Below are 23,402 nucleotides of genomic sequence, written 5' to 3'. Positions count from 1 at the left end.
CACACCCTCCCCGCTCAACGCGGCGGAAGTTGGGATTCGGCGACGCCCTCTTAGCCATTTATGGCTGATATTTGATAATCAGCTGTTTATGGTTGATGATCCTCGATCAGCTGTCTAGGGTTGTGGCATGTACGTACTTACCATCGACCAGCGGGGCAGCTCCTCCGACGTGGACCGGGTCCCTGAGCTAATCTCAGCGTTGCGGGGACTCACCCCGGCGCCGTTTGAACGCTCCGTTGGCGACGAGCTCCAGGGCGTAGTGGAGCATGCCGCGGAGGTGGTGGACATCGCCCTGCACGCGCTCCGGAGCGGGAATTGGTACGTGGGAATTGGCATCGGTTCCGTGCAGCTGGCTCCGGGGGGGAGCCCCAGGGAAGGGTCCGGAAGCGGCTTCATAGCGGCGCGCAAAGCCGTGGAACTTGCCAAGAGCGCGGCCGGCCAGGTTCCGCTGTCAGTGGTGTCAGGCACCATGGGCCGTGGCAGGGAAGTCCCGCCCCAAGCCAGGGAAGGTGCCGTATCCAGTGCAAATGCCCAGGCAGTGCTTCGCCTCATCGGGAGGCTGGTACAGCAACGCACCCAGGCGCAGTGGCGGGTGGTGGACCGGTTGCGTGCATCCCAGGGCGGCGAGGGCAGGCACGGCAGCCAGAAGCTCGTTGCCCACGATCTGGAAATTACGGAGCAGTCGGTGAGCCGGGCAGTCCTTCGGTCCGGCTGGCAGGAAGAATGGGCAGCCAGGCCGGCAGCCGCAATGCTCCTGGACTACGCCCATTCCCAGATTGTCCGTTCCGAAAATGAAGGAGTCAGGTGACCGCGCTTTGGATCGTTGCCGCCCTGCTTGTGGCGGGCTTCGCCGGTTGGCCGGTGACCGCCCTTGTGTTCCGTCTCGCCCGGACCATCGACGACAAAGCAGATGCTGCCAAGGCTGCGGAAGAAGCCAGGAGAGCAGCCGAGGACCCCTCCGCTGACGTCACTGTGGACGGGCCGCACGCCGAAACCCAGAACGTGGACGGTGAGCTGACCGCGGCGGCGGACGCGCCGTCGTCGGCTGATTCCGCTTCACTCCCGGCTCCCACCCAGCGCATCCTGCGTGGCGGGGCCATCATTGGCGTCCTGGAACGGCTCGGCGTGTGCCTGGCCATCCTCACCGGCCAGCCGGTGGCCATCGCCTACATCGTTGCCATCAAGGGCCTGGGCAGGTTCGCGGAGCTGAAGGAAACCCCCGTGGCAGCCGAACGCTTCATCATCGGAACCTTGACCTCCATGCTGTGGGCGGCCGGAACGGCAGCAGTGGTCAAAGTACTGTTCCTCTCGTAGGAACAGGTGGGGCGGGCCCTGCCGCCCCGCCAAAACAGCTGCCAGGCCTGCCCGGATGGGTGCAAGGGCAGGCAGGGCGATAGGGTAGCGGTATGACTGTTTTTGCCGTTGAGTACGTTTACGCCGCCGATTCCACCGAAGCCCGAAACGAGGCCCGGCCAGCGCACCGCGAATGGCTCGCGGGCCTTGCACAGGACGGGGCCGTCCTGGCCAGCGGACCATACGGTGACGGTGCCGGAGCGCTGCTGATCTTCAAGACAGCAGACGAGGCCGCCCTCAACTCGATCCTCAAGCAGGATCCCTTTGCCGCCGCCGGAGTCATCGCCGGGACCCGCATCACGGAGTGGTCACCCATCATCGGCGTGCTCGCCGGCCTCACCGCGTAGCCTCTTCAACACACTTTCAACTCTAGGAGTCCACGTGACCTCGGTCAGCCTGGGAATGCCGTCAGCACCGCCGCCCGTCCTCGCCCCCCGCCGCAAGACCCGCCAGATCAAGGTTGGTTCCGTGGGGGTGGGCTCAGACTTCCCCATCAGCGTGCAGTCCATGACCACCACGCCCACCACGGACATCAACGCCACCTTGCAGCAGATTGCTGAACTCACTGCCTCCGGCTGCGATATTGTGCGCGTCGCCTGCCCCTCGGCGGATGACGCCGAAGCCTTGCCGATTATCGCCAAAAAGTCCCAGATCCCGGTCATCGCGGACATCCACTTCCAGCCCAAGTACGTCTTTGCGGCCATCGAAGCCGGTTGCGCCGCAGTGCGCGTGAACCCGGGCAACATCCGGAAGTTCGACGACCAGGTCAAGGAAATCGCGGCTGCCGCCAGGGACCACGGAACCTCAATCCGCATCGGCGTGAACGCAGGCTCGCTGGAGCCCGGCATCCTAAAGAAGTACGGCAAGGCAACGCCGGAAGCGCTGGTGGAGTCCGCTGTCTGGGAGGCTTCCCTGTTTGAGGAGCACGGCTTCCACGACTTCAAGATTTCCGTCAAGCACAACGACCCCGTGATTATGGTGGCCGCGTACGAGATGCTGGCAGAAAAAGGCGACTGGCCGCTGCACCTCGGCGTGACCGAGGCCGGCCCGGCCTTCCAGGGAACCATCAAGTCCGCCACCGCCTTCGGTGCCCTCCTGTCCCGGGGTATCGGCGACACCATCCGCGTTTCCCTCTCGGCCCCGCCGGTAGAGGAAATCAAGGTGGGCAACCAGATTCTCCAGTCCCTGAACCTGCGCCCCCGCAAGCTTGAAATTGTCTCCTGCCCGTCCTGCGGCCGTGCCCAGGTGGACGTTTACACCCTCGCCGAACAGGTGACTGCAGGCCTGGAAGGAATGGAGATTCCGCTGCGCGTGGCAGTCATGGGCTGCGTGGTGAACGGCCCGGGCGAGGCCCGCGAGGCGGATCTTGGCGTTGCTTCCGGCAACGGCAAGGGCCAGATCTTTGTGAAGGGTGAAGTCATCAAGACTGTCCCTGAGAGTCAAATTGTTGAGACACTGATCGAAGAGGCCATGCGTATCGCGGAAGAGATGGGGGAGGCCGATGGCGAAGATGCTGTCAAGGGTAGCCCCGTGGTTAGCGTCTCGTAAGGACGTCCCCGACCCGCCGGGGATTTTCGTCCGCACCCTGGACGGGACGGATACGGACGCGCTGAGGCTGCTTGCACAGCGCGATCCGGTAACAAACGTCTTCATCCTCGCTCATCTGCGGGCTGTCGGCACCGCCGCGCCTACCAGTGGCGGGGCCGGCGTCATCGGAGTGTTCGACGACGGCATCCTGGTGGGTGCGTGCTGGGCGGGAGCCAACCTGGTGCCGGTCCAGCTTGATCCTGCATTGGCCGGTGCAGTTGCGGAAGCGGCCAACGCCTCCGGACGGCGTTATGCCTCCGCGTTCGGACCGGCCCCGGCGGTGTTGGCACTTCACGCGGAGTTGGTGGAGCTGGGCCATCGGGCGCACGAAGTACGGGACGAGCAACCACTCATGACCATCGAGGGCCCACCGCTGGTCGCCTCCAACCCGGGTCTGGAACCGGGAAACCTCGCCGACTTTGACCGCATCCTTCCAGCCTGCGCCGCCATGTTCGAAGAGGAAGTGGGCTATTCCCCCTTCCTGGGTGGGCGGGAGTTCTATAGCCGGCGCGTGGAAGGACTGATTCGCCAAGGCCATTCCCTGGCGCACGTGAACAAAACCGGCGACGTTGTGTTCAAGGCGGAACTGGGCGCCGTCACGTCCGAGGTCACCCAGGTCCAGGGCGTCTGGATGAACCCGCTCTATCGCGGGCAGGGCCTCAGTTCCGGATACATGGCCGCAGTAGTGGAGCAGGCCAGAAAGATCGCACCCATCACCAGCCTCTACGTCAACGGTTTCAACGTGCGGGCGCGGGCAACGTACGAGCGGGTTGGTTTCCGGCAGGTTGGAACGTTCGCTACGGTGCTGTTCTAGGGCGCAGGATGTCCGTAATCAAGACCTCTCTCTCTGAAACTACTTGTCAACTGTGGTTGTCATCACTTAGGTTCGATCTAGCTGCGCTGGAGTGGCGTGGGCGGTCTCACCAGTCCTCACCAGTACTTAGGCGATAACGGCGTTGAGCCACGCCCGGATGCGATGACCAGCCCTCTGGGGGGCCAGGGGCTTTGTATTCCCGGGCGTGGCTCTACTGCGCTTGCCGGTAGATTAGTACCCAGACGAAATGCCCGGCCTGCTGTTGCTCCAGCACTTCCCCAGAAACGGATACCCCCCGTGGTTACAAGACTGTCCCAGCTATTCCTGCGCACCCTGCGTGAAGATCCCGTCGACGCCGAGGTGGCGAGCCACCGCCTGCTGGTACGGGCCGGCTACATCCGCCGCGCAGCCCCTGGCATTTACACCTGGCTGCCGCTGGGGCTGAGCGTCCTGCGCAAGGTTGAAGCCATCATCCGGGAGGAAATGGCGAACATCGGGGCGCAGGAAGTCCACTTCCCGGCACTCCTGCCGCGTGAGCCCTACGAGGCCACCAACCGCTGGACCGAATACGGCGAAGGCCTGTTCCGCCTCCAGGACCGCAAGGGCGCCGATTACCTGCTGGCTCCCACCCATGAGGAAATGTTCACGCTGCTGGTCAAGGACCTCTACTCCTCCTACAAGGACCTGCCACTCAGCCTTTACCAGATCCAGAACAAGTACCGCGATGAAGCCCGCCCCCGCGCCGGCCTCCTGCGCGGACGTGAGTTCATCATGAAGGACTCCTACTCATTCGACGTCGACGACGCCGGCCTGGACGCCAGCTACGCCGCCCACCGCGGCGCGTACCTGCGCATCTTCGAGCGCCTCGGCCTGGAAGTCATTCCCGTGACCGCCACCGCCGGTGCCATGGGCGGCTCCAAGAGCGAAGAATTCCTGCACCCCACGGACATCGGCGAGGACACCTTCGTCCGCTCAGCCGGAGGCTACGCCGCCAACGTCGAGGCCGTCACCACGGTGGCGCCGGCAGAGATCGACTTCTCCGCTGCTCCCGCGGCCGAGGTCCTCGATACGCCGGACACCCCGACGATCGAAACGCTGGTGGCAGCCGCCAACCAGCTCGCCCCCCGCTCCGAGGCCGACGGCGGCGCCTGGACTGCCGCGGATACGCTCAAGAACGTCGTCCTCGCCGTTACCCTGCCCACCGGGGAACGCCAGCTTGTGGTCATCGGCGTTCCCGGCGACCGCGGCGTGGACCTGAAGCGCGTCGAAGCGAACATCGGATCCTTCCTGCCGATCGCAGGCGAGATCGGCCTCGAAGCAGCCAACGACGACGACCTCAAGAAGCAGCCGCTGATCGTCAAGGGGTACCTCGGACCCGGCCTGACGCTGGACGAACCGCTGCTCGGCAGCGAAAGCGCATCGAAGCTCCTCTACCTGGTGGACCCGCGCATCGTCAGCGGGACCCCGTGGGTCACCGGTGCCAATGAAGCCGGCAAGCACGTCTTCGGGCTGGTGGCAGGCAGGGACTTCACGTGGGATGGTGTGATTGAGTGCACGGAGGTCCGCGAAGGCGATCCCGCCCCGGACGGCTCCGGCCCCCTGGAAACTGCCCGTGGAATCGAGATGGGCCACATCTTCCAGCTCGGCCGGAAGTACGCCGAAGCCCTGGAGCTGAAGGTCCTGGACCAGAACGGCAAGCAGGTCACGGTAACCATGGGTTCCTACGGTGTGGGTGTCACCCGGGCCGTGGCGGCGCTGGCCGAATCCAACAATGACGCCAAGGGCCTGGTGTGGCCGCGTGCCGTTGCGCCGGCGGACGTCCATGTAGTGGCTGTGGGCAAGGGTGAAGACATCTTCGCCACCGCAGAGCGGCTTGCAGCAGACCTGGCAGCTGCGGGCCTTGAGGTCCTGCTCGATGACCGGCCCAAGGTTTCGCCGGGGGTCAAGTTCGGCGATGCTGAACTGCTGGGCGTCCCCACCATCCTGGCCGTGGGCCGGGGCCTGGTGGACGGCGTCGTGGAGATCAAGGACCGCCGGAGCGGCGAAGCCGAGAACGTTGCGGTAGACAAGGCAGTTGACTACGTAGTCAACGCCGTCCGCGCCAGCTGACCCCGCGAGGTGCTCTTAGGGCTTGAGTCCATCCAGCTCACGACGCTGGTTTTGATCGTGCTGGCGGGTTTTGCCGCGGGCTGGGTGGACGCCGTGGTGGGCGGGGGCGGGCTGATCCAGCTCCCCGCCCTGTTGCTGGTCCCGGGCATCACGCCGGTGCAGGCGCTGGCCACCAACAAGTTGGGATCCATCTTCGGAACCGCAACCAGCGCCGTCACCTACTACCGGCGGGTGGGACCGGACCTGCGGACGGCACTGCCGATGGCCGTGATCGCCCTGGCCGGCAGCTTTGGCGGCGCCATACTGGCCGCCACGCTGCCATCCAGCGTGTTCAAACCCATTATCGTCGCCGCGCTGGTGGCGGTGGCGCTCTTTACTGCCCTGAAACCGGATGCCGGGCACATCACCGCCCTGCGGCACGACGGCCACAAGCACTATGTGGTGGCCTGCCTGATTGGCGCCGTCATCGGCTTTTACGACGGCCTGATTGGCCCCGGGACAGGTTCCTTCCTGGTGATCGCCCTGGTTTCGGCGATGGGTTACGCGTTCCTGGAGGCCAGTGCCAAAGCCAAGATCGTAAACATGGCAACCAATGCAGGTGCCCTGATGTTCTTCCTGCCGCACGGCTCCATCCTGTGGGGCCTGGGCTTGCTGCTGGGTATCGCAAATATGGCCGGCGGGTACCTTGGGGCAAGGACGGCGGTAGCGCAGGGGAGCCGGTTCGTCCGCGTGGTCTTCCTCGTGGTGGTGGCCGCCCTGATCCTGAAGCTCGGGTACGACGTCTGGCAGGAAAACTTCGCCCAACAGGGGTAGGTGAGGGCCGCATGGGCACCCCATGCGCGGCGTAGCATGCAGATATGCCACCTGGTGACGACGAGTACGCCCGTGCTTTATCCGCTGCGGCAGGCCACGCCGGGGACTGGCTGCGCAGCCTCCCCGCCCGGCCGGTCGGACCCCGTCTACCTGCCCACGACCTTACCGACGCCTTCGGCGGGCCGCTGCCCGTCTCCGGCATGGCCGCCGAGGACGTCGTCGACCTCCTCGCCCGGACGGCCGAGCCCGGGCTTATGGCCATGCCCTCGGGCCGCTTCTTCGGCTGGGTCATCGGCGGAACCCTGCCCGCGGCCCTCGCCTCGGACTGGCTGGTCAGCGCCTGGGACCAGAACGCCTGCCTTCGGTATGGGGCACCCGCCATGGCGGCCATCGAGGAAAGCGCCGGGGCATGGCTCCTGGAACTGCTGGGACTTCCCGCCGGGTCCGACGTCGGCTTCGTCACCGGAGCCACCATGGCCAACTTCACCGGGCTGGCTGCCGGGCGCTTGCGGCTGCTCGCTGACGCCGGCTGGGACCTCGACGGCGACGGGCTGGCCGGCGCACCCCGCATCAGATGCTTCGTGGGCCGGGAACGGCATGAGACCGTGGACCTAGCGCTCCGGTACCTCGGGCTGGGCCGTCCCACAGTAGTTGATGCGGACGATCAGGGGCGGGTGATGCCGGCGGCGCTGGAAGCGGCTCTTGCTGAAGGTTCCGGTCCTGCCCTGGTATGCCTGCAGGCAGGGAACCTTCATTCCGGCGCTTTTGACCCTTTCCCTGAAACCATCAGCATCGCCCGAAAGCACGGCGCCTGGGTCCACATCGATGGCGCGTTCGGTCTTTGGGCGGCGGCAGTGCCTGAACTTCGAAACCTGACGCGCGGCTACGAGGAAGCTGATTCGTGGGGGACTGACGCGCACAAAACCCTGAACGTGCCGTACGACTGCGGCATTGCCATCGTGCGCGACGCACCGGCCCTTCGATCCGCCATGGGCCTGCACACCAGTTACCTCATCCAGGACCCCGAGGGCCCGGGCGACCCGTTCGAGAAAGTGCCTGAGTTGTCACGCCGGGCCCGCGGTGTGCCGGTGTGGGCGGCGCTCAAAAGCCTGGGCCGGGACGGCGTAGCAGCCCAGGTACGCGGACTGGCGGCCGCCGCTTCGGACATCGCGGCAGGGCTGGCAGGGCTCGACGGCGTCGAGGTGCTGAACGACGTCGCCTACACCCAGGTCTGCGTGGCGTTTAGCGACGACGCAACCACCCGTGCAGTGACGGCGCGCATCATCGCGGACGGCCGCGTATGGATGACCGGCTCCCGCTGGCGGGACCGGGACATCTTGCGGGTTTCCGTCAGCAACTGGCAGACAGCAGAGGAAGAGGTGGACACCGCCCTCGCGGCCGTAGCCTCCGCCCTCGCCGCCGTGCGCGGCAGCTGATCCGCCACGGCCACGGTGGTTGCCGCGGCTCCACTCGCCGTCAGTGTGCGCCGACCGCTTCGCCTGGCTCGGGCAGGCGGTGCGCCGAGGGCAGACCGTCGAGGGTTTTGCCGGCCAGCGTGCTGGCCACCCAAAGGGACCTGGCCAGGTCGCCCCGATGGTCGGGCTTGCCCGCATACACCAGGGCGTTTGCCACTTCCCTGGCAATGGCCCATTGCCGGGCGACGTCAGGGTCCAGGCCCGCGGCGGAGCTGAAGTCCACGCAGCGCCGGCGGAGGCCGGCTTCTGCCCCGTTCACGGGCAAGTCGGACAGGCGGTTCCACAACAACGGGGCCACCGCAAACTCGGGCTCGCCGATCATTGGCTGGGGGTCTATGGCGGCATAACCCGCCGGCATCGGAGGCCCTGCCGGGGCGGACGCAGCCGGGCGGGCCAGGACGTTGAGGAAATGCAGGTCCGTGTGGACCAGGGCGTCGCGTGCCGAACGCCGTCCCACTGCCCCGCGGGTTTGGCACACCTCAAGGGCGGCCTCCAGCAGCCAGCGGGGAAACGGGCGTCCCAGCTGTTCCCAGTCCGCCGGCAGGTCGTCACTCCATTGCTCAGCACGGGCGGCGATGTGTTCGAACTCTTGCCACTGCGGCCGGTCGTCGGGCCTGAGGCTCAGTTTCCGCACCAAGCCCGCCCACACCACCAGAGCGTCGTCCATCGGGACAGCGGTGAGGGAGCGTTCGCCGTCGAGCCTTTCCAGGAGCATGGCGCACGTTCCTGCATCGGACGCCAGCAGTGCCACCGCTCCACGCCCCTGCCAGAGGTCCAGGGCGTGCCGCTCCACGCGGGCTTCGTCGTGCGGGAAGGCGACTTTGAGGGCTGCCTGGGTGCCGTCCGGCTGCCGCACCGGAATGACCACGCCGCCGTGGCCGTTCCAGGGCAGGGCGCCGGGAGGCAGGTCAGGCGTCAGCTGCCAGTCCTCCAGCCGGCCCTGGATGAGGTCCGGCAGCGACGCGAGCCACGCCCGTCCCGCGCTGCTGCGGGTGTACCGCGCAGTGAGGTCAGGTGGGATTGGTACTGCAGCTGGCTCGCTCATCAGTCCCAGCCTAGGCGCAGGGGAGCGGCCGGTGTGGCAGGGTACTTCCTTATACCGCGCCTGTGGCACTGAGCAGGTTGCCAACGCTGAACGCAGCTACAAGCGCCAGGGCTCCGCCTGCTACCACCCGGACAGCTGCGCGGCCAGTGCGCCGTGCGTTCTTCCTACACCGGCAGCTGCGGAAGCTGCGCTTCGTCCAGGACGAGGCCCGGAAGCGGGTTTGCATCGGAGCCCCAGTGCTGGGCGCGGCGGGCTGCTCCCTGCAGTGCCGACAGGGCCCAGGCCCGGGTGGTTGAGTCGGTGATGGCCACGATGTCTCCGTAGGCCGGCAAAGTGGCTGCCTCCAGGCGGGCGAGCCCGGCGGCCGGGGCGTCGAGGAACCCTGGGTCCAGGACGTACCCGGGTGGTTGCGGGGACGGTGCCCCGCAGTGCATGAGGCTGTAGGCTGCGGCCTGGTCCGCCAGGTCCTGGTGCTGGGCCAGGAAGTCCGACGCCGGTGGTGCCCCCTCGCGCGGAAGCCGGGTGAGCGCGGCCTGGTAGCCGTACACCGTCTCGAGCTCCGCTTTAGCCGCGGCGGCAAGTGCTGCCCCCACACTGACGCTCCCGGCCGCCGGCGTCGCAGGGCAGGCAGACGCTCCTGCCGGTTCAGTAGAACCCGGGCCGGCGGCCGTTGCTTCCTCGGCGGGGGACAGCTTCCCGTCCTGTGCCTGGCCTTCCCGTGACTGGCCTTCCGGGGCCGGTACGCCCGGCGCCCCAAGCTGTTCGGCTGCCAAAAGCTGCGCGGTGCCGCTTGCCACCAGCAGGCGTGCCATGCCGCCGTCGGCCGTTTCTGCGTCCCTGAGCCGTTGCTGTCCGCTGGCGGCGAGGGCGGCCGCGAACTCAGCCAGGGTCGCCTGGGCGGGAGGATTCGACGGCGGGGGAGCAGCTGGGGGCGGGGCTGCGCCGGCAGGAAGCGACGCCGTCGCGGTGGCCGACGCGGCAGCCTCAGCGGAAGCCGGGCCGGCAGGAAGCAGCAGCGCCCGGGCCTGGATGGTCAGCAAGGTCACAACACGGTCCAGCCGGCCTGCCGGGCTTCCACCGGCGGCCGCATTCCCCCCGGCGGCGGCAAGCGCCAGCCCGGTGGAACGCAGACTCAAAGTCTGTTCCAGCGCAGCTGCTCGCGCCTGTTCAGAAAACGGCGGTTCCGCGGGTGCAGGCGGTTCAGCCGGGATAAGGACGAAACCCAGGCTCAAGACAAGGAAGGCTGTGAGCGACAAAACGGCGTACCGGAAATAGCGCTTTCGCGGCGGGTTTTCCAGGCTGTGGTCTTTCACAACAGACCATGGTGCCACGCCGGGAGGGAAATTCCGTGCACCAATGAACCGGTAAAATAGCTACGCTAGTACACACAACATCATCTAACGGGAGGCGGCCGGCATCGTGAGCAATGCAGAAGCCACGGCTTCATCAGACCATACCGGAACGGGTAAGGCTGACGCCGCACACAATCCGGAAGCTGCACGGCTCAGGGCCCTCCTTGAACCCTCGGTCCAGGCCAACCGCCTGTACCTTGAGGACGTGGCGATCATCCCCGGTTCGCACCGGGTGGTCCACGTAGTGGTGGACCTTCCCCAGGAAGAAACCGGCGGAGTGAGCCTCGACGTCATCGCCGACATCTCCAAGGTCCTGTCCGACGTGCTGGACAACGATCCTGCCGACGACGGCCGTCCCTACGACCTCGAAGTCTCGTCACCGGGAGTCGGCCGGCCGCTGACAGAACCCCGCCACTGGCACCGCGCCAAAGGCAGGATGGTCAAGGTCAACGTTGTCCAGGGCGACAACATCATGGGCCGCATCAAGTCCGTGGATGACGCCGGCGTGACGCTTGTGCCCGAGATCGCGGTCAAAAAGGGAATGAAGCCCAAGCAAGGCGATCCCATCAAGCTTCCTTTCGACAGGATCCGCAACGGAAAAGTCGAGATCGAATTCAGCCACCTCAACGAGGACGGTCTGGAACCTGAACACAATGGACCTTCTGAGGAGGCCTGATGGATATTGACATGAGCGCACTGAGACTTCTGGAGCGTGAGCGTGAAATCCCGCTGGACCTCCTGATCCCCACCATTGAGCAGGCGCTCCTGGTGGCTTACCACAAGTCGCCCGGCGCCTTCGAAAAGGCCCGCGCGGAGCTGGACCGCAAGAGCGGCCACGTGACTATCTGGGCCGTAGAGATTGACGACGACGGCGCCCCCATCGGCGAGTTCGAGCACACCCCGGAGGGGTTCGGCCGCATCGCCGCAAGCACCGCCCGCCAGATCATCCTGCAGCGGCTGCGCGACGTCGAGGACGACAACGTCCTGGGCGAGTTCAAGGGCCGCGAAGGCGAACTGGTGTCCGGAACCATCCAGCAGGGCCACAACCCGCACATGGTCCAGGTCAACCTCGGCACCGTTGAAGCGCTCCTGCCCCCGCCCGAACAGGTTCCGGGGGAAAAGTACATCCACGGCAACCGCCTGCGTGCCCTGGTCATCGATGTCCACCGTGGGAACAAGGGACCGTCCGTGACGCTTTCCCGGTCCCACCCGGGACTGGTCCGGAAACTCTTCGAACTGGAAGTACCGGAAATCGCCGACCGCTCCGTCGAGATCGTGGCACTGGCCAGGGAAGCAGGCCACCGCACCAAGATTGCCGTCAAGGCCAACACCCCGGGCATCAACGCCAAGGGTGCGTGCATCGGCGAAATGGGGTCACGCGTCCGTGCAGTGATGACGGAGCTCAACGACGAAAAGATCGACATCGTCGATTTCAGCGAGAACCCTGCCACATTCATTGCCAGTGCACTGTCCCCATCACGGGTGAATTCGGTCACCATCACCGACGAAGCTACCCGCTCCGCCCGTGTGGTGGTTCCCGACTACCAGCTGTCCCTGGCGATCGGCAAGGAGGGCCAGAACGCCCGCCTGGCTGCCAAACTCACCGGCTGGCGGATCGACATCGTCTCCGACGCCGCAACCGCGCGCGAAAACTAGCTGCCCGGGCAAGGGCAAACCAGCTGCCCGCCACGGGCTGCCACGCCGGAACCGCAGCGGGGTTTCGGGCAGAACGGCCCGGAGGGGCTAGAATAGAAAAGGCCGCGCCCAACGGCCGGCAGTCGTGCGCCCTGTGCGTGCCCCCTTTCGCTGAGCAAGCGAAAGGTCAGGCATTCCGGGGCCAGCAGATATGAACGTCAGGAAGATGACCGTGGCAGCGCTTTCCACCGGGAATCAACCGGAACGTACCTGCATCGGCTGCCGGAAAAAGGGCAAGCGGAATGTATTACTCCGGCTCGTCGCCGAAGGCAGCGGATCATCCGCTGTCCTGGTGGATGAACGACGCCGGATGGCTGGCCGGGGTGCATGGCTGCACCCCAGCGAATCGTGCCTGGCTCTGGCGATCAAACGGCGGGCTTTCGGACGTGCCCTTGCGGGCGCAACCGGAACGGCCGCCGTCGAAGACTGGATCAAGTCAGGCACGAGAGTTGCAGCCACGGCAACTGCAACACCAACCGTCCAACCTGAAAGCGGGTCAGAAATCTGATGGAAACCCGATGAGTTCCCAGCGATGAGTGCGCAACGATGACAACTTTGTTGCGCTCTGCAATGGGCCCTTCTGCATTAATCGCGGCTTGGGCCCGCAGTAAGAAGTAGACGGTTCGTGCCTGGCTCGGTGCGGACCGAGACAGGAGAAATGTGGCCAAGGTCCGCGTACATGAGCTCGCCAAAGAGCTCGGTATTACTTCCAAAGATGCAGTGACAAAACTGCAGGAACTGGGCGAATTTGTTCGCTCCGCCTCTTCCACCATTGAGGCCCCCGTTGTGCGTAAACTGCGCAACGCCTTCCCCGATGCTGCTGCCAAGGCATCAGCACCGGCCGCCGCGCCCAAGGCAACCGCTCCGGCGGCCGAGGCGCGTCCTTCAACCCCCGCTCCGGGTCCGGCAGCGCCCAAGGCTCCGGCCCCCAAGGCACAGGCACCTGCCCCCGCAGCTCCGGCTGCACCGGCACCCGCTCCTGCGGCACCGGCAGCCAGCGCCCCTGCGGCACCGGCGGCCAGCGCTCCGGCTGCTCCCGCTGCTCCGTCCACCGGCGCAAAGCCCGGTGCACGCCCGGCCCCCAAGGCCGAAACCCCGGCACCCCCCACCCGCTCCGGCGGATCACAGGGTGGTTCCGCTCCCCGTCCCGGCGGTCCCCGTCCGGGCAACAACCCCTTCGCTACTTCCCAGGGCATGCCCCGGGGCCGTGGCGGCGACGGTGACCGGGCTCCCCGTCCGGGCAACAACCCGTTTGCCACCTCCCAGGGCATGCCCCGCCCGGGTGGAAGCCGTACCGACGGCGACCGTCCCGGTGGTCCGCGTCCCGCAGCAGGTGCCGGTGGCCCCCGTCCCGGTGGTCCGCGTCCCGCAGCAGGTGCCGGTGGGCCCCGTCCCGCAGCAGGCGCCGGCGGCCCCCGCCCGGGCGCACCGCGTCCCGGCGGTGCCGGTGGAAACCGTCCTACTCCTGGCATGATGCCCAACCGCACTGAACGCCCGGCTCCGGCCGGTGCCGGACGTCCGGGCGCCGGCGCCCGCGGCCCGGGACGCCCGGGTGGCGCTCCCGGAACCGGTGGTCCCGGTGGCGGCGGCGGTGCTCCCGCCGGTGGTGGCTTTGGCAAGGGCGGCCGCGGACGCGGCGGCACCCAGGGTGCCTTCGGCAAGGGCGGCGCCGGACGTGGCAAGCAGCGCAAGTCGAAGCGCGCAAAGCGCCAGGAACTTGAGCAGATGAGTGCCCCGTCGCTGGGTGGCGTGAGCGTACCCCGCGGCGACGGCAACACTGTGATCCGCCTCCGCCGCGGCTCGTCCATCACGGACTTCGCCGACAAGATCGAGGCAAACCCCGCCGCACTGGTAACCGTGCTGTTCCACCTCGGTGAGATGGCAACGGCCACGCAGTCGCTGGACGAGGAAACCTTTGCGCTGCTGGGTGAAGAGCTTGGCTACAAGCTCCAGGTCGTGTCGCCGGAGGACGAGGAGCGCGAGCTGCTCTCCACCTTTGATATCGACTTCGAAGCAGAGCTCGAAGCCGAAGGCGACGAAGACCTCGAGGCACGTCCTCCGGTTGTCACCGTTATGGGCCACGTGGACCACGGTAAGACCCGCCTGCTGGACGCCATCCGCAAGTCCGACGTTATGGCGGGCGAGCACGGTGGCATCACGCAGCACATCGGTGCCTACCAGGTCACGCACAACCACGAAGGCAACGACCGGAAGATCACCTTCATCGATACCCCGGGCCACGAGGCGTTCACCGCCATGCGTGCCCGTGGTGCGAAGGTGACCGACATCGCCATCCTGGTGGTCGCAGCGGACGACGGCGTGATGCCCCAGACCGTTGAAGCCCTCAACCACGCCCAGGCAGCGAATGTGCCGATCGTGGTGGCCGTGAACAAGATCGACAAGGAAGGCGCCAACCCGGACAAGGTCCGTGGGCAGCTGACCGAGTACGGCCTCGTTCCCGAAGAATACGGTGGCGACACCATGTTCGTGGAGGTCTCTGCACGCCAGAACCTCAACATCGACGAGCTGCTCGAGGCAGTCCTGCTCACCGCAGACGCTGCCCTGGACATGCGCGCCAACCCGAACAAGGACGCCCGCGGTATCGCGATCGAAGCCAACCTGGACAAGGGCCGCGGTTCCGTGGCCACCGTCCTGGTGCAGTCCGGCTCGCTCCGCGTCGGCGACACCATCGTTGCAGGCACGGCCCACGGCCGCGTCCGTGCGATGTTCGACGACGACGGCAGCGCCCTGACCGAGGCCGGCCCGTCCCGCCCCGTCCAGGTGCTGGGTCTGTCCAACGTGCCGCGTGCAGGCGACACCTTCTTCGTGACCGCTGACGAGCGCACCGCCCGCCAGATCGCCGAGAAGCGTGAAGCAGCCGACCGCAACGCAGCCCTGGCCAAGCGCCGCAAGCGCATCAGCCTGGAAGACTTCGACCAGGCAGTCGCCGACGGCAAGATCGACACCCTCAACCTCATCCTCAAGGGTGACGTGTCCGGTGCCGTGGAAGCCCTCGAGGACGCCCTGCTCAAGATCGACGTCGGCGAAGGCGTGCAGCTGCGCGTCATCCACCGCGGTGTTGGTGCCATCACGCAGAACGACGTCAACTTGGCGACGGTGGACAGCGCCGTCATCATCGGCTTCAACGTCAAGCCTGCTGAGCGGGTTGCCGAACTGGCAGACCGCGAAGGCGTGGACATGCGCTTCTACTCCGTCATCTACTCCGCAATTGATGACATCGAGATGGCGCTCAAGGGCATGCTCAAGCCGGAATACGAAGAATTCCAGCTGGGCACCGCCGAGGTCCGCGAAGTCTTCCGTTCCTCCAAGTTCGGAAACATCGCCGGCTCGATCGTCCGCTCGGGCATCATCCGACGCAACACGAAGGCCCGCATCAGCCGCGACGGCAAGATCATCGGTGACAACCTCACCGTTGAGACGCTCAAGCGCTTCAAGGACGACGCCACCGAGGTCCGCACGGACTTCGAGTGTGGTATCGGTCTTGGCTCGTACAACGACATCAACGAAGGCGACATCATCGAGACCTTCGAGATGCGTGAGAAGCCGCGCGTCTAAGGGTTTCTCACAGCGGGACGCCTCCGAGTTTTGGGGGCGCCCCGCTCCTACGCTGGGCGGCAAAGGATCTTGCGATCCTTTGCCGCCCAGCTCCGGCAGCGGAGCTGGCCTTCCCAACCCTCGCAAGCTCGGGTCGGGGCCCTCGGCCATCTCCTTAGATGCCGCTCCCGGGCGCCCCCAAAACTCTGCGGGATCGTCGTTGGCCCACCTTTAGTGCATGGCACATAACTGAAACGTTCGAGGCAGCTCCTGTGCCGCCGTCGTACGTCCCAAATTTTTCTTTTTATAGGAGTTGTTCATGGCTGATCCGGCACGTGCTGCCAAGTTGGCGCAGCGGATTAAGGTTGTTGTTGCTGAGGCCCTGGGCCGGAAGGTTAAGGATCCTCGGCTGGAGGGCATCACTGTTACTGATGCCCGGGTGACGAATGATCTGCAGCATGCCACCCTCTACTACACCGTTCTTGGCGACCAGGCTGTTCAGGCTGATGCTGCCAAGGGCCTGGAGAAGGCCAAGGGTGTACTTCGGCAGGAGGTGGGGCGCAACCTGAGTATTCGGCTGACTCCCACCCTTGAATTCGTCTCTGATGAGATTCCCGTTATCGCGTCCAACCTTGAGGATCTGCTCCGGGAAGCCAAGAAGCGCGACGCCGAAGTGGCCGCCCTGGCGGCGAAGGCCCGGCATGCGGGGGACGCTGATCCCTACCGGAGCGATGCGTCCGCCGATGTGGACATCGACGAAGACGATTTTGATGAAGAGGACTTCGACGTCAATGACGACGAGGAACTCGACGAAGACGCCAGTAAGTAACCAGCGAGGCTGGTCAGCAGAAGGCCCGCACCATATGGTGCGGGCCTTCGACTTTCCCTGAGAACTTTGTTTGCTGACTAGTCGATATGAACCCGGATCACCTTGCCCAGGAACGGTTCTGCTGGAGGAGGCGCTCCCGGGCCGGCCGGGGCGCCGGACAGCGCGTCAACTGTGGCGTACAGGTGTCCGTCCTGGAATTCGACGGCGGCCGGCTGGTTAACGGCCAGGAATTCGGAAGGGTGGTCCCTGGAGCCATTGAACTTCAGGATATTGCCGCCGAAAAGGGAAGCCACATAGACATCCCCGTCGTCCCCAATGGCCAGGCCGGTGGGGGAGAGGATGTCATCGGCCCAGAGCTTTGTCTCGCCGGTCCACCGGTTGACTTTGAATATAGCGCCGCGTTCACCCAGCGCCGGGCTTTCCGGGCCGCCAGGCAGGGAAGTCACATAAAGCCAGCCGTCCGACCCAACCTCAACGTCCGTGGGAACAAACTCAAAAGCGTATTCCTTCCCGGCAACGCAAGCTGGCACGCCAAGGCCACCCTCCTCCTCCGGACGGGTAGCACTTTCCGGAATAACCGTGGGCCGCGGCGGCAGCACTGCAAGAGTGGAAATGTGGCCGCTGTCGAGGTCTACTTCCAGGATGGCGTTCGCGCCCGCGTCGGCTACATACGCATTGCCGCTCCGCACCGCCATGCCGTAGGGATGCGAGTCCACCCCGCCCTTATAGCGTGCAGGCGGAAACTCAGGCCAGTCCGCCAGGCACTCGTCCGAGACGTCAGCTTCGAAGCCGTAGTGCTGATCGCCGTCCGGGTTGTGCTTGCGTTCGTAGCGGGCCAGGTCCGCGATGGTCCGGACGTCTCCGTCCTCGTCGATGGACTTCAAGTAGCCCCCGAGAGCCTCGGGATCGCCCAGGCCGGCTCCAACGCTCTCAAAGAAATACGTGATTCCATGCCGGACTTCCACGCCGCCAACGTCCCAGCCCTCTTTGGCCTGATAGAGCGCAGTAGTGGTGCCGTCGTCGTTGACCCGGCTGAGGAGGCCGGCGAAGTTCTGGGTGACGAGAACGGATTCCTCCGCATCCACCGCCAGACTGAGAGGCCCTGCGAAACCCTCGGCCAACGTGCGGGGAGGGTGCTCATCTGAACCCGCCACTGCGGGCCCGCCAGGGATAACTATCGCCGCAGCAGCGAGACATGCGACCATTGGAAACTTCATATTCATTGGGTACTCCGTCGTGGCGCCCTGGACGGGCCGGATAAGGAGCCTCGCGGGAGGCAAAACTTCCGAAACCCCCGGCGCCAGATTATGCCTGCCGGCCAAGAATGTCGCCGGGATTTCCCCCTATTCCGCCCCCTAATTCATCCCCTAATGCGGATCTGGTCAGTCCACGGCATCCTCTGCGTCGACGATGCCCTCGCCATACAGGCCGTTGTTCCCGGTGGTCCCTTGGCAGGCCGCGTTCCAGTCCGGCGTCCACCCCTCGTCGCTGTAGTCCTCCACACCGCCGACCGGGCAGGCGTGGTCGTCCGCCGTCCGCAAAAGCACCCGGGCCACGGTCGCCGGGTCGAGTGCGTGTCCGCCTTGGCCGGTGGACTTGCCCCGCTCCTGGATGATCAGCGCCGCTACGCCTACAACGTGCGGTGACGCCATCGAAGTGCCGTGCGAGTACGTGTAGAAGCCGCACTTGCCGTCGTCGCAGTACTTGATCGAGAACTCATCCACCGGGTTGCCCTTCGGGTCGGCAAGGCCCTGCTCGATCGCCGCCTGGAGCGGATAGGACGAGAGGATGAGGTTCCCAGGGCTCTGGAACTGCGGCGTCCCGACGTAGTCGCGGAACCAGCCTCCGGGGGCGGCGATCTCGATGTCGCCAAACCCGTAGTTTGAGTAGTCAGCCTTGGTCCCCGACGGACCGACCGCGGACACATTGATCACCTGTGGAGCCTCGCTCGGCAGGTTGAGGCAGGTTTTTTGCACTACCCTCGGCTGCGCGGCGTCCGCCGGGTAGTCCGGGCTGATCTCGTCGCTGCGGGTCGGTGCGGCCAGGTCGTTGTGCTCGTTGCCGGCGGCCGCAATCAGGGTCACGCCGCGGTCGGAGGCGTACGTCACCGCACCCAGCACCAGTTCGCTGATGAGCCGCTGCTCGATCAGTTGCGCGTCCGTCACGGTGCCGCTGACGTACTCGTCGCGGGACGTGCAGTTGTAGAGCCACGGGTCGGTGAAGAAGCTCATATTCACGACGTCGAGGTGGATGTCCCCCGAGTACACAAGCGCCTTGACCGTCTCGTACAGGAAGAAGTAGCCGGAGTCCTGTCCTGCGCGCACATTAACCAAGGTCGCGTCGGGGGCCACCCCGCCGATGCCGAAATCGTTGTCGGCCGCAGCCACGATGCCGGCCACGTGAGTACCGTGCCCGCCATCGTCGACGTTCGCGGGGTCCTTGCAGTCCTTGTACTCGCAGGGCCCGTCGATGTCCGGGATATCGGTGGTGAAGTTCCGCGACCGCTTAGCGTCGAAATTGGGCGCGATGTCGGGGTGCCGGGCATCGATCCCCGTGTCCATGATGCCGACGTCGACACCCTTGCCGGTCGCCTTCTCCCAGGCGCCGTCGGGCGTCGCACCGAGCATCTCCATACCCCACTGGAGGTCGGACAGCGGCTCAGCCTCGGGCCCGTGCGTGGACAAGCTCCCGGCCTTCCCGGCGTTACTCGCCTGCGCCCGCTCGGCCGCGTCGAGCCGCTCCCCGGAGTAGCGGTGCGGCATCCCCTGCCGGCCCACACCGACGGAATGGTTGCGTGCGGCACCGCGGATGCCGGTAACGGCCCGCACCTTGTCCAGGAATGCGCCATCGGGGGCCGTGACCAGGGCGACGCCCACCTGGGAGGTGACGTCCTCCACTGTTCCGCCGGCGGCCTCGATGGCGGTGGTGGCGGCTTCGGGGGTGCCACTGAAGGAGACGACGAACTCGCCCCCGGCCAGCGTATGCGGCGGGTCCTCACTGAAACCCGCCACTGCAGGCCAGGCAGGAATAACTAATGCTGCAGCAGCGAGACATGCGAGCATTGGAAAGTTCATTTTCATTGGATACTCCGGTTTGGCGCCCTTGACGGGCCGGATAAGGAGCCTCGCGGGAGGCAAATAAAATTCGGCAACCCCTGGCGCCAGACTATGCCTGCGGAGCAACGGTGTCGCCGGGAATGCCCCTTATCCGGCCCCCTATTGCGCCCCCTAATTCATCCCCTAACGCCAGCCCCTTGGCTAGGATCAAGCTATGAAACAGGCGGACCACGACCCCGATGATGCCACCCACTACCTCGAACAGGCGGTGGCGCTGGCCACCCGCAACGTAGCGGACGGGGGCGGACCGTTCGGTGCGCTGGTCGTGACCAGCGACGGGCAGGTGCACGAGGGAGTCAACCGCGTCACCCGCGACAACGATCCCACCGCCCACGCCGAAGTCGTGGCCATCCGTACGGCGGCTGCCGCCATACGGAGCTTCGACCTGCGCGGCGCGGTCCTCTACACCAGTTGCGAGCCGTGCCCGCTGTGCCTTGCCTCTGCCCTTTGGGCACGGATAGACCGCGTCTATTTCGCCGCGGACCGGTACGGTGCTGCTTCCGCAGGCTTTGATGACGCCGTCTTCTACGACTACTTTTCGGGGACGCGCCCTGAACTGTTGCCGGTCAGCAAGGGCGACGTCCCGGCGTCGGACGCTCCTTTCCAGGCCTGGGGCGCCCATAAAAGCAGGAAGGATTACTAAGCATGCCAGCCGCCCTCGTCAAGTGTCCGCACTGCGGAAAGACCAACCGCATCCCGGCCGCCGCTGCCGGCCGGCCCCGCTGCGGCAGCTGCCGCGGCGCGCTGCCCTGGATCGTGGACGCCGGGGACGCGGATTTCGCCGCAGTTGCCGAGCGGTCACCGGTACCTGTGCTGGTGGACTTTTGGGCCGCGTGGTGCGGGCCCTGCCGCATGGTAAGTCCGGTCCTGGACAAGCTGGCTCATGAACGTGCGGGCGACGTCAAACTGGTCAAGGTGGACGTGGATAAATCGCCTGCGTTGTCCCGAAGGTTCGATGTACAGGCCATACCCACCCTGATGGTCATCGTGGACGGCAAGGTGGCCGCACGGCAGGCAGGTGCTGCCCCGGCGGACGTCCTGCGCACCTGGCTGGACGGCGCCCTATCCGGACCCGCAGCTAACGAAGGACCCGCTGCCGGCAGGTCGCTTTAAGCGCGTTCCGGCAGCCGGGCCAGGCCGTCCAACAGTTCCTGCCGCTTGCCGCACAGCGCGATCCGCACCCAGCCTTCACCGATGGAACCAAAGGCAGTCCCAGGGGCCAGCGCAACGCCTGACTCCGCAAGGAAGCGCCGGACCCACCCGCGGACGTCGCCGCCGCTGGCGTGGGACACGTCTGCCCAAAGATAAAACGCGCCGTCAGCCTTCAAATAGGGAATACCCTTGGAATCGAGCACGGCTGATGCCGCGTCCCGGTTGGTCCGATAGTGTGCGTGGGCGTGCTGGACGTAATCCTGTGGCCCGGTGAGGGCAGCGAGCGCGGCGTACTGCGACGGCGACGCCACGCACGAGACGATCGATTCCATGACGTTGTTCATCTTCTGCTCCAGGCCCGGCGGGCACACCAGCGCGCCGATCCGTAGCCCGGTGAGGCCATACGTCTTGGACAGGGTCAGCGACGTGAAGACGCGCGCCTCGCCCGGCAGGTCGCCGTCGAACCTCGCAGGGCTCACATGCGGGACGTCGTACGTGAACGCTTCGTAGCATTCGTCCGAAATCACCCATAGGTCGTGCCGGCGGGCGAGTTCAACGAGTTCCTTGGTCAGGTCCTCGCTGAGGACCGCGCCCAGGGGGTTGGAGGGGGAATTCAGGACCAGCACCCGGGTCCGGTCCGTGATGAGCGCCTCGATGTCGCCGGTCCTGGGCTGGAAGCCCTGGTCGGGGTAGAGCGGGTAGCCCACGGGGATGGCATTCAGGAGCCGGCTGGTCATGGCGAACGTGGGGTAGCCCGGGTTGGGAATCAGGATCTCGTCGCCGGGGGAGAGCAGCAGGCTCATGGCGAAATGCAGGCCCTGCTGGGCGCCGTCCACCACATACACCCGGTCGGCGCCCACCTCGCAGCCCTGCTGCTCCCGGAACCTGGCGGCGAAGGCTTCGCGAAGTGCCGGAATGCCCGCGTTGGGGGTGTAGTTGGTTTCGTCCCGGTCCAGGCATGCCATCCCGGCGTCGAGAACGTGGCGGGGGAGTGGGAACCCGGGCTCGCCGATACTGAGGACCAAGGCGCCGGGGGTACGCCATGCGGCCTCGGTGATCTCCCGGATCTGGTTGATGGGGACGTCGCGGACGTGGGGGGCAAGCTCAGGCATGCCTGCCATCCTAACCGGCACGGACCCGGGGCGGCCGGGGATGCTCCCCGGGCCGCGCGATGCGTGGGCGGGTGCCACGACCAGCGCCGATATACTGGGAAGCGTGCTTTCTGGACTGGTGATAGTGGACAAACCGCAGGGATGGACCAGCCATGATGTGGTTGGCCGGATGCGGCGCCTTGCCGGTACCCGGAAAGTGGGGCATGCAGGCACCCTGGATCCAATGGCAACCGGCGTCCTGGTGGTCGGCATCAACAAAGCCACCCGCCTGCTCACGTACATCGTGGGCACGTCCAAGACCTACACGGCCACCATCCGCCTGGGCCAGTCGACCGTCACGGACGACGCCGAAGGTGAAGTTACTGCTACAGCCGGCACCTCCGGGGTGGGCGAGCAGGCGATACACGACGGGGTTGCGGCCCTCACCGGGCAGATCCAGCAGGTTCCCAGCAGCGTAAGCGCCATCAAAGTCAACGGGGAACGGGCCTACGCCCGGGTGCGCTCCGGTGAAGAGGTCAAACTCGCCTCCCGCCCGGTCACCATCCACCGGTTTGAGGTGCACAGCATTAACAGGGACGCCGAGGCCGACGTCGTGGACCTGGATGTCACGGTGGAATGCTCCTCCGGGACATATATCCGTGCCCTGGCCCGGGACCTCGGCAACACCCTCGGTGTTGGCGGGCACCTCACAGCCCTCCGGCGGACCCATGTTGGGCCCTACTCCCTGGAGCAGGCGCGCACCCTCGAACAACTCGCGGAAGAGCTTAACGTACTCGAGATGTCCGAGGCAGCCCGGGCCCTGATGCCCAACCGCGAGCTCAGCCCCGAGGAAGCCACGGAAGTATCCTTTGGCCGGCGCATCGCTGCCGGCGCTGCCCCCGGTAGCCCGGCGGCGGCCACAGCAGAACATCCCGCAGCCGCCTTTGCCCCCGATGGAAGCCTGGTGGCACTGCTTGCCGATGCTGGCAGCTTCGCCAAACCCGTCCTGGTGTTCGCCCCTGGCACCGGCCCGGGTACCGGCGCGTCCGGGGTGGGCTGAGGGTGGACGCCTATTTCTACATCATCCTGGTAGTGGGGCTCCTGTCTACCGGGATCTGCCTCCTGGCCGGCATCCTGAAGAAAGCGCCGAATGATGCCACCATCCTTTCGGTCGCCGCCGTCGAGGTGGCGCTCCTGGTGTATCTGGTCGGATCCATCGTGCGCGTCATAGCCGGAGAGCCCATCGCCGGGGAAGCCTGGGAGTTCTGGGGCTACCTGGCCACGGCCATGCTCCTGCCGCCCGCCGCCGTCTACTGGTCCATCCTGGAGCGCACACGGTGGAGCAACTTTGTCCTGGCCGCCGTGGGTGTCACTGCGCTGGTGATGGCCGCCCGAATGAATCAGATCTGGTACTGA

General features: G+C 66.1%; 22 protein-coding genes. 17 read left to right on the top strand and 5 right to left on the bottom strand.

All coding sequences use genetic code 11. From position 1 onward, the window contains the following. The first annotated feature begins 127 nt into the window (after nucleotides 1-127). The 8 genes from AC5RUQ_RS10540 to AC5RUQ_RS10505 all read left to right on the top strand — a co-directional run bounded on the left by AC5RUQ_RS10540 (nucleotide 128) and on the right by AC5RUQ_RS10505 (nucleotide 8,112). Nucleotides 128-808, top strand: a complete 681-nt coding sequence (locus AC5RUQ_RS10540) for a MarR family transcriptional regulator (RefSeq protein WP_493947281.1) — start codon at nucleotides 128-130, stop codon at nucleotides 806-808. Beyond that, the gene (locus AC5RUQ_RS10535; protein WP_493947280.1) at nucleotides 805-1,314 is read left to right on the top strand and encodes a hypothetical protein; all 510 of its coding nucleotides are present in this window, start codon (nucleotides 805-807) and stop codon (nucleotides 1,312-1,314) included. The genes AC5RUQ_RS10540 and AC5RUQ_RS10535 overlap by 4 nt, the downstream gene beginning before the upstream one ends. A 92-nt stretch (nucleotides 1,315-1,406) precedes the next feature. After that, nucleotides 1,407-1,700, top strand: coding sequence for a YciI family protein (locus AC5RUQ_RS10530; RefSeq protein ID WP_461174468.1), 294 nt, complete (start codon nucleotides 1,407-1,409; stop codon nucleotides 1,698-1,700). Between the two features lie 34 nt (nucleotides 1,701-1,734). Next, nucleotides 1,735-2,901, top strand: a complete 1,167-nt coding sequence (gene ispG / locus AC5RUQ_RS10525) for a flavodoxin-dependent (E)-4-hydroxy-3-methylbut-2-enyl-diphosphate synthase (protein WP_104042819.1) — start codon at nucleotides 1,735-1,737, stop codon at nucleotides 2,899-2,901. Next, nucleotides 2,864-3,754 carry a GNAT family N-acetyltransferase gene (locus tag AC5RUQ_RS10520; protein WP_493947694.1) on the top strand — a complete coding sequence of 297 codons (891 nt, stop codon included), beginning with the start codon at nucleotides 2,864-2,866 and terminating at the stop codon, nucleotides 3,752-3,754. Before ispG ends, AC5RUQ_RS10520 begins: the two co-directional genes overlap by 38 nt. Before the next feature lie 297 nt (nucleotides 3,755-4,051). Continuing rightward, a complete protein-coding gene (locus AC5RUQ_RS10515) occupies nucleotides 4,052-5,863 on the top strand; it encodes a proline--tRNA ligase (RefSeq protein WP_493947279.1) in 1,812 nt (603 codons plus the stop codon). A gap of 9 nt (nucleotides 5,864-5,872) precedes the next feature. After that, nucleotides 5,873-6,676 carry a sulfite exporter TauE/SafE family protein gene (locus AC5RUQ_RS10510; protein ID WP_493947278.1) on the top strand — a complete coding sequence of 268 codons (804 nt, stop codon included), beginning with the start codon at nucleotides 5,873-5,875 and terminating at the stop codon, nucleotides 6,674-6,676. 44 nt (nucleotides 6,677-6,720) lie between these two features. Then, nucleotides 6,721-8,112, top strand: a complete 1,392-nt coding sequence (locus AC5RUQ_RS10505) for a pyridoxal phosphate-dependent decarboxylase family protein (protein WP_493947277.1) — start codon at nucleotides 6,721-6,723, stop codon at nucleotides 8,110-8,112. Nucleotides 8,113-8,152: 40 nt separating this feature from the next. Here the strand turns inward: AC5RUQ_RS10505 and AC5RUQ_RS10500 are convergent, their stop codons facing one another. Next, nucleotides 8,153-9,196 carry an aminoglycoside phosphotransferase family protein gene (locus AC5RUQ_RS10500; RefSeq protein WP_493947276.1) on the bottom strand — a complete coding sequence of 348 codons (1,044 nt, stop codon included), beginning with the start codon at nucleotides 9,194-9,196 and terminating at the stop codon, nucleotides 8,153-8,155. A gap of 164 nt (nucleotides 9,197-9,360) precedes the next feature. Continuing rightward, nucleotides 9,361-10,332, bottom strand: coding sequence for a DUF4439 domain-containing protein (locus AC5RUQ_RS10495; RefSeq protein WP_493947275.1), 972 nt, complete (start codon nucleotides 10,330-10,332; stop codon nucleotides 9,361-9,363). A gap of 283 nt (nucleotides 10,333-10,615) precedes the next feature. Here AC5RUQ_RS10495 and rimP point away from each other — a divergent pair, with 283 nt between their 5' ends. The 5 genes from rimP to rbfA all read left to right on the top strand — a co-directional run bounded on the left by rimP (nucleotide 10,616) and on the right by rbfA (nucleotide 16,627). Next, complete coding sequence (gene rimP, locus AC5RUQ_RS10490; RefSeq protein WP_163164470.1) at nucleotides 10,616-11,224, top strand: ribosome maturation factor RimP; 609 nt, start codon at nucleotides 10,616-10,618, stop codon at nucleotides 11,222-11,224. Then, nucleotides 11,224-12,204 (top strand): transcription termination factor NusA, encoded by a 981-nt coding sequence (gene nusA, locus AC5RUQ_RS10485; RefSeq protein WP_163164472.1) that lies wholly within the window; start codon nucleotides 11,224-11,226, stop codon nucleotides 12,202-12,204. Before rimP ends, nusA begins: the two co-directional genes overlap by 1 nt. 190 nt (nucleotides 12,205-12,394) lie before the next feature. After that, the gene (locus AC5RUQ_RS10480) at nucleotides 12,395-12,751 is read left to right on the top strand and encodes a YlxR family protein (RefSeq protein ID WP_493947274.1); all 357 of its coding nucleotides are present in this window, start codon (nucleotides 12,395-12,397) and stop codon (nucleotides 12,749-12,751) included. Between the two features lie 152 nt (nucleotides 12,752-12,903). Further along, entirely contained in the window at nucleotides 12,904-15,819 is a 2,916-nt protein-coding gene (gene infB, locus AC5RUQ_RS10475) for a translation initiation factor IF-2 (RefSeq protein ID WP_493947273.1), read from the top strand. A gap of 298 nt (nucleotides 15,820-16,117) precedes the next feature. Further along, nucleotides 16,118-16,627: a 30S ribosome-binding factor RbfA gene (rbfA, locus tag AC5RUQ_RS10470; RefSeq protein ID WP_493947272.1), complete on the top strand. Its 510-nt coding sequence runs from the start codon at nucleotides 16,118-16,120 to the stop codon at nucleotides 16,625-16,627. A 77-nt stretch (nucleotides 16,628-16,704) separates the two neighbouring features. Here rbfA and AC5RUQ_RS10465 read toward each other — a convergent pair whose 3' ends face one another. Next, a complete protein-coding gene (locus tag AC5RUQ_RS10465; RefSeq protein WP_493947271.1) occupies nucleotides 16,705-17,844 on the bottom strand; it encodes a ScyD/ScyE family protein in 1,140 nt (379 codons plus the stop codon). A 165-nt stretch (nucleotides 17,845-18,009) separates the two neighbouring features. Next, nucleotides 18,010-19,701, bottom strand: a complete 1,692-nt coding sequence (locus tag AC5RUQ_RS10460; RefSeq protein WP_493947270.1) for a S8 family peptidase — start codon at nucleotides 19,699-19,701, stop codon at nucleotides 18,010-18,012. 196 nt (nucleotides 19,702-19,897) lie between these two features. On the opposite strand from AC5RUQ_RS10460, the gene AC5RUQ_RS10455 reads away from it, so the two are divergent. Continuing rightward, nucleotides 19,898-20,386, top strand: a complete 489-nt coding sequence (locus AC5RUQ_RS10455; RefSeq protein ID WP_493947269.1) for a nucleoside deaminase — start codon at nucleotides 19,898-19,900, stop codon at nucleotides 20,384-20,386. A gap of 2 nt (nucleotides 20,387-20,388) precedes the next feature. After that, a complete protein-coding gene (gene trxA / locus AC5RUQ_RS10450; protein ID WP_493947268.1) occupies nucleotides 20,389-20,856 on the top strand; it encodes a thioredoxin in 468 nt (155 codons plus the stop codon). Here trxA and AC5RUQ_RS10445 read toward each other — a convergent pair. Then, complete coding sequence (locus tag AC5RUQ_RS10445; RefSeq protein ID WP_493947267.1) at nucleotides 20,853-22,007, bottom strand: pyridoxal phosphate-dependent aminotransferase; 1,155 nt, start codon at nucleotides 22,005-22,007, stop codon at nucleotides 20,853-20,855. The two genes, trxA and AC5RUQ_RS10445, sit on opposite strands and share 4 nt — an antisense overlap. A 103-nt stretch (nucleotides 22,008-22,110) precedes the next feature. Between AC5RUQ_RS10445 and truB the strand changes: the two genes are divergently transcribed. Beyond that, on the top strand, nucleotides 22,111-23,046 hold the full coding sequence (gene truB / locus AC5RUQ_RS10440; RefSeq protein ID WP_493947266.1) for a tRNA pseudouridine(55) synthase TruB: 936 nt from the start codon (nucleotides 22,111-22,113) through the stop codon (nucleotides 23,044-23,046). Between the two features lie 2 nt (nucleotides 23,047-23,048). After that, nucleotides 23,049-23,402 carry a hypothetical protein gene (locus tag AC5RUQ_RS10435; RefSeq protein WP_493947265.1) on the top strand — a complete coding sequence of 118 codons (354 nt, stop codon included), beginning with the start codon at nucleotides 23,049-23,051 and terminating at the stop codon, nucleotides 23,400-23,402.

The sequence above is a fragment of the Arthrobacter sp. MDT2-3 genome (genome assembly GCF_059090465.1).
Note: the sequence above shows the minus strand (reverse complement) of the source record. Positions and strands in the feature narration are given on the sequence as shown.

What these genes read in the sequence shown, in the direction of transcription:
- AC5RUQ_RS10540 (WP_493947281.1), top strand. Translation starts at nt 128, where the DNA reads ATGTACGTACTTACCATCGACCAGCGGGGCAGCTCCTCCGACGTGGAC.
- AC5RUQ_RS10530 (WP_461174468.1), top strand. Translation starts at nt 1,407, where the DNA reads ATGACTGTTTTTGCCGTTGAGTACGTTTACGCCGCCGATTCCACCGAA.
- AC5RUQ_RS10520 (WP_493947694.1), top strand. Translation starts at nt 2,864, where the DNA reads ATGCTGTCAAGGGTAGCCCCGTGGTTAGCGTCTCGTAAGGACGTCCCC.
- AC5RUQ_RS10505 (WP_493947277.1), top strand. Translation starts at nt 6,721, where the DNA reads ATGCCACCTGGTGACGACGAGTACGCCCGTGCTTTATCCGCTGCGGCA.
- AC5RUQ_RS10500 (WP_493947276.1), bottom strand. Translation starts at nt 9,196, where the DNA reads ATGAGCGAGCCAGCTGCAGTACCAATCCCACCTGACCTCACTGCGCGG.
- nusA (WP_163164472.1), top strand. Translation starts at nt 11,224, where the DNA reads ATGGATATTGACATGAGCGCACTGAGACTTCTGGAGCGTGAGCGTGAA.
- AC5RUQ_RS10480 (WP_493947274.1), top strand. Translation starts at nt 12,395, where the DNA reads ATGAACGTCAGGAAGATGACCGTGGCAGCGCTTTCCACCGGGAATCAA.
- rbfA (WP_493947272.1), top strand. Translation starts at nt 16,118, where the DNA reads ATGGCTGATCCGGCACGTGCTGCCAAGTTGGCGCAGCGGATTAAGGTT.
- AC5RUQ_RS10465 (WP_493947271.1), bottom strand. Translation starts at nt 17,844, where the DNA reads ATGAAGTTTCCAATGGTCGCATGTCTCGCTGCTGCGGCGATAGTTATC.
- AC5RUQ_RS10460 (WP_493947270.1), bottom strand. Translation starts at nt 19,701, where the DNA reads ATGAACTTTCCAATGCTCGCATGTCTCGCTGCTGCAGCATTAGTTATT.
- AC5RUQ_RS10455 (WP_493947269.1), top strand. Translation starts at nt 19,898, where the DNA reads ATGAAACAGGCGGACCACGACCCCGATGATGCCACCCACTACCTCGAA.
- trxA (WP_493947268.1), top strand. Translation starts at nt 20,389, where the DNA reads ATGCCAGCCGCCCTCGTCAAGTGTCCGCACTGCGGAAAGACCAACCGC.
- AC5RUQ_RS10445 (WP_493947267.1), bottom strand. Translation starts at nt 22,007, where the DNA reads ATGCCTGAGCTTGCCCCCCACGTCCGCGACGTCCCCATCAACCAGATC.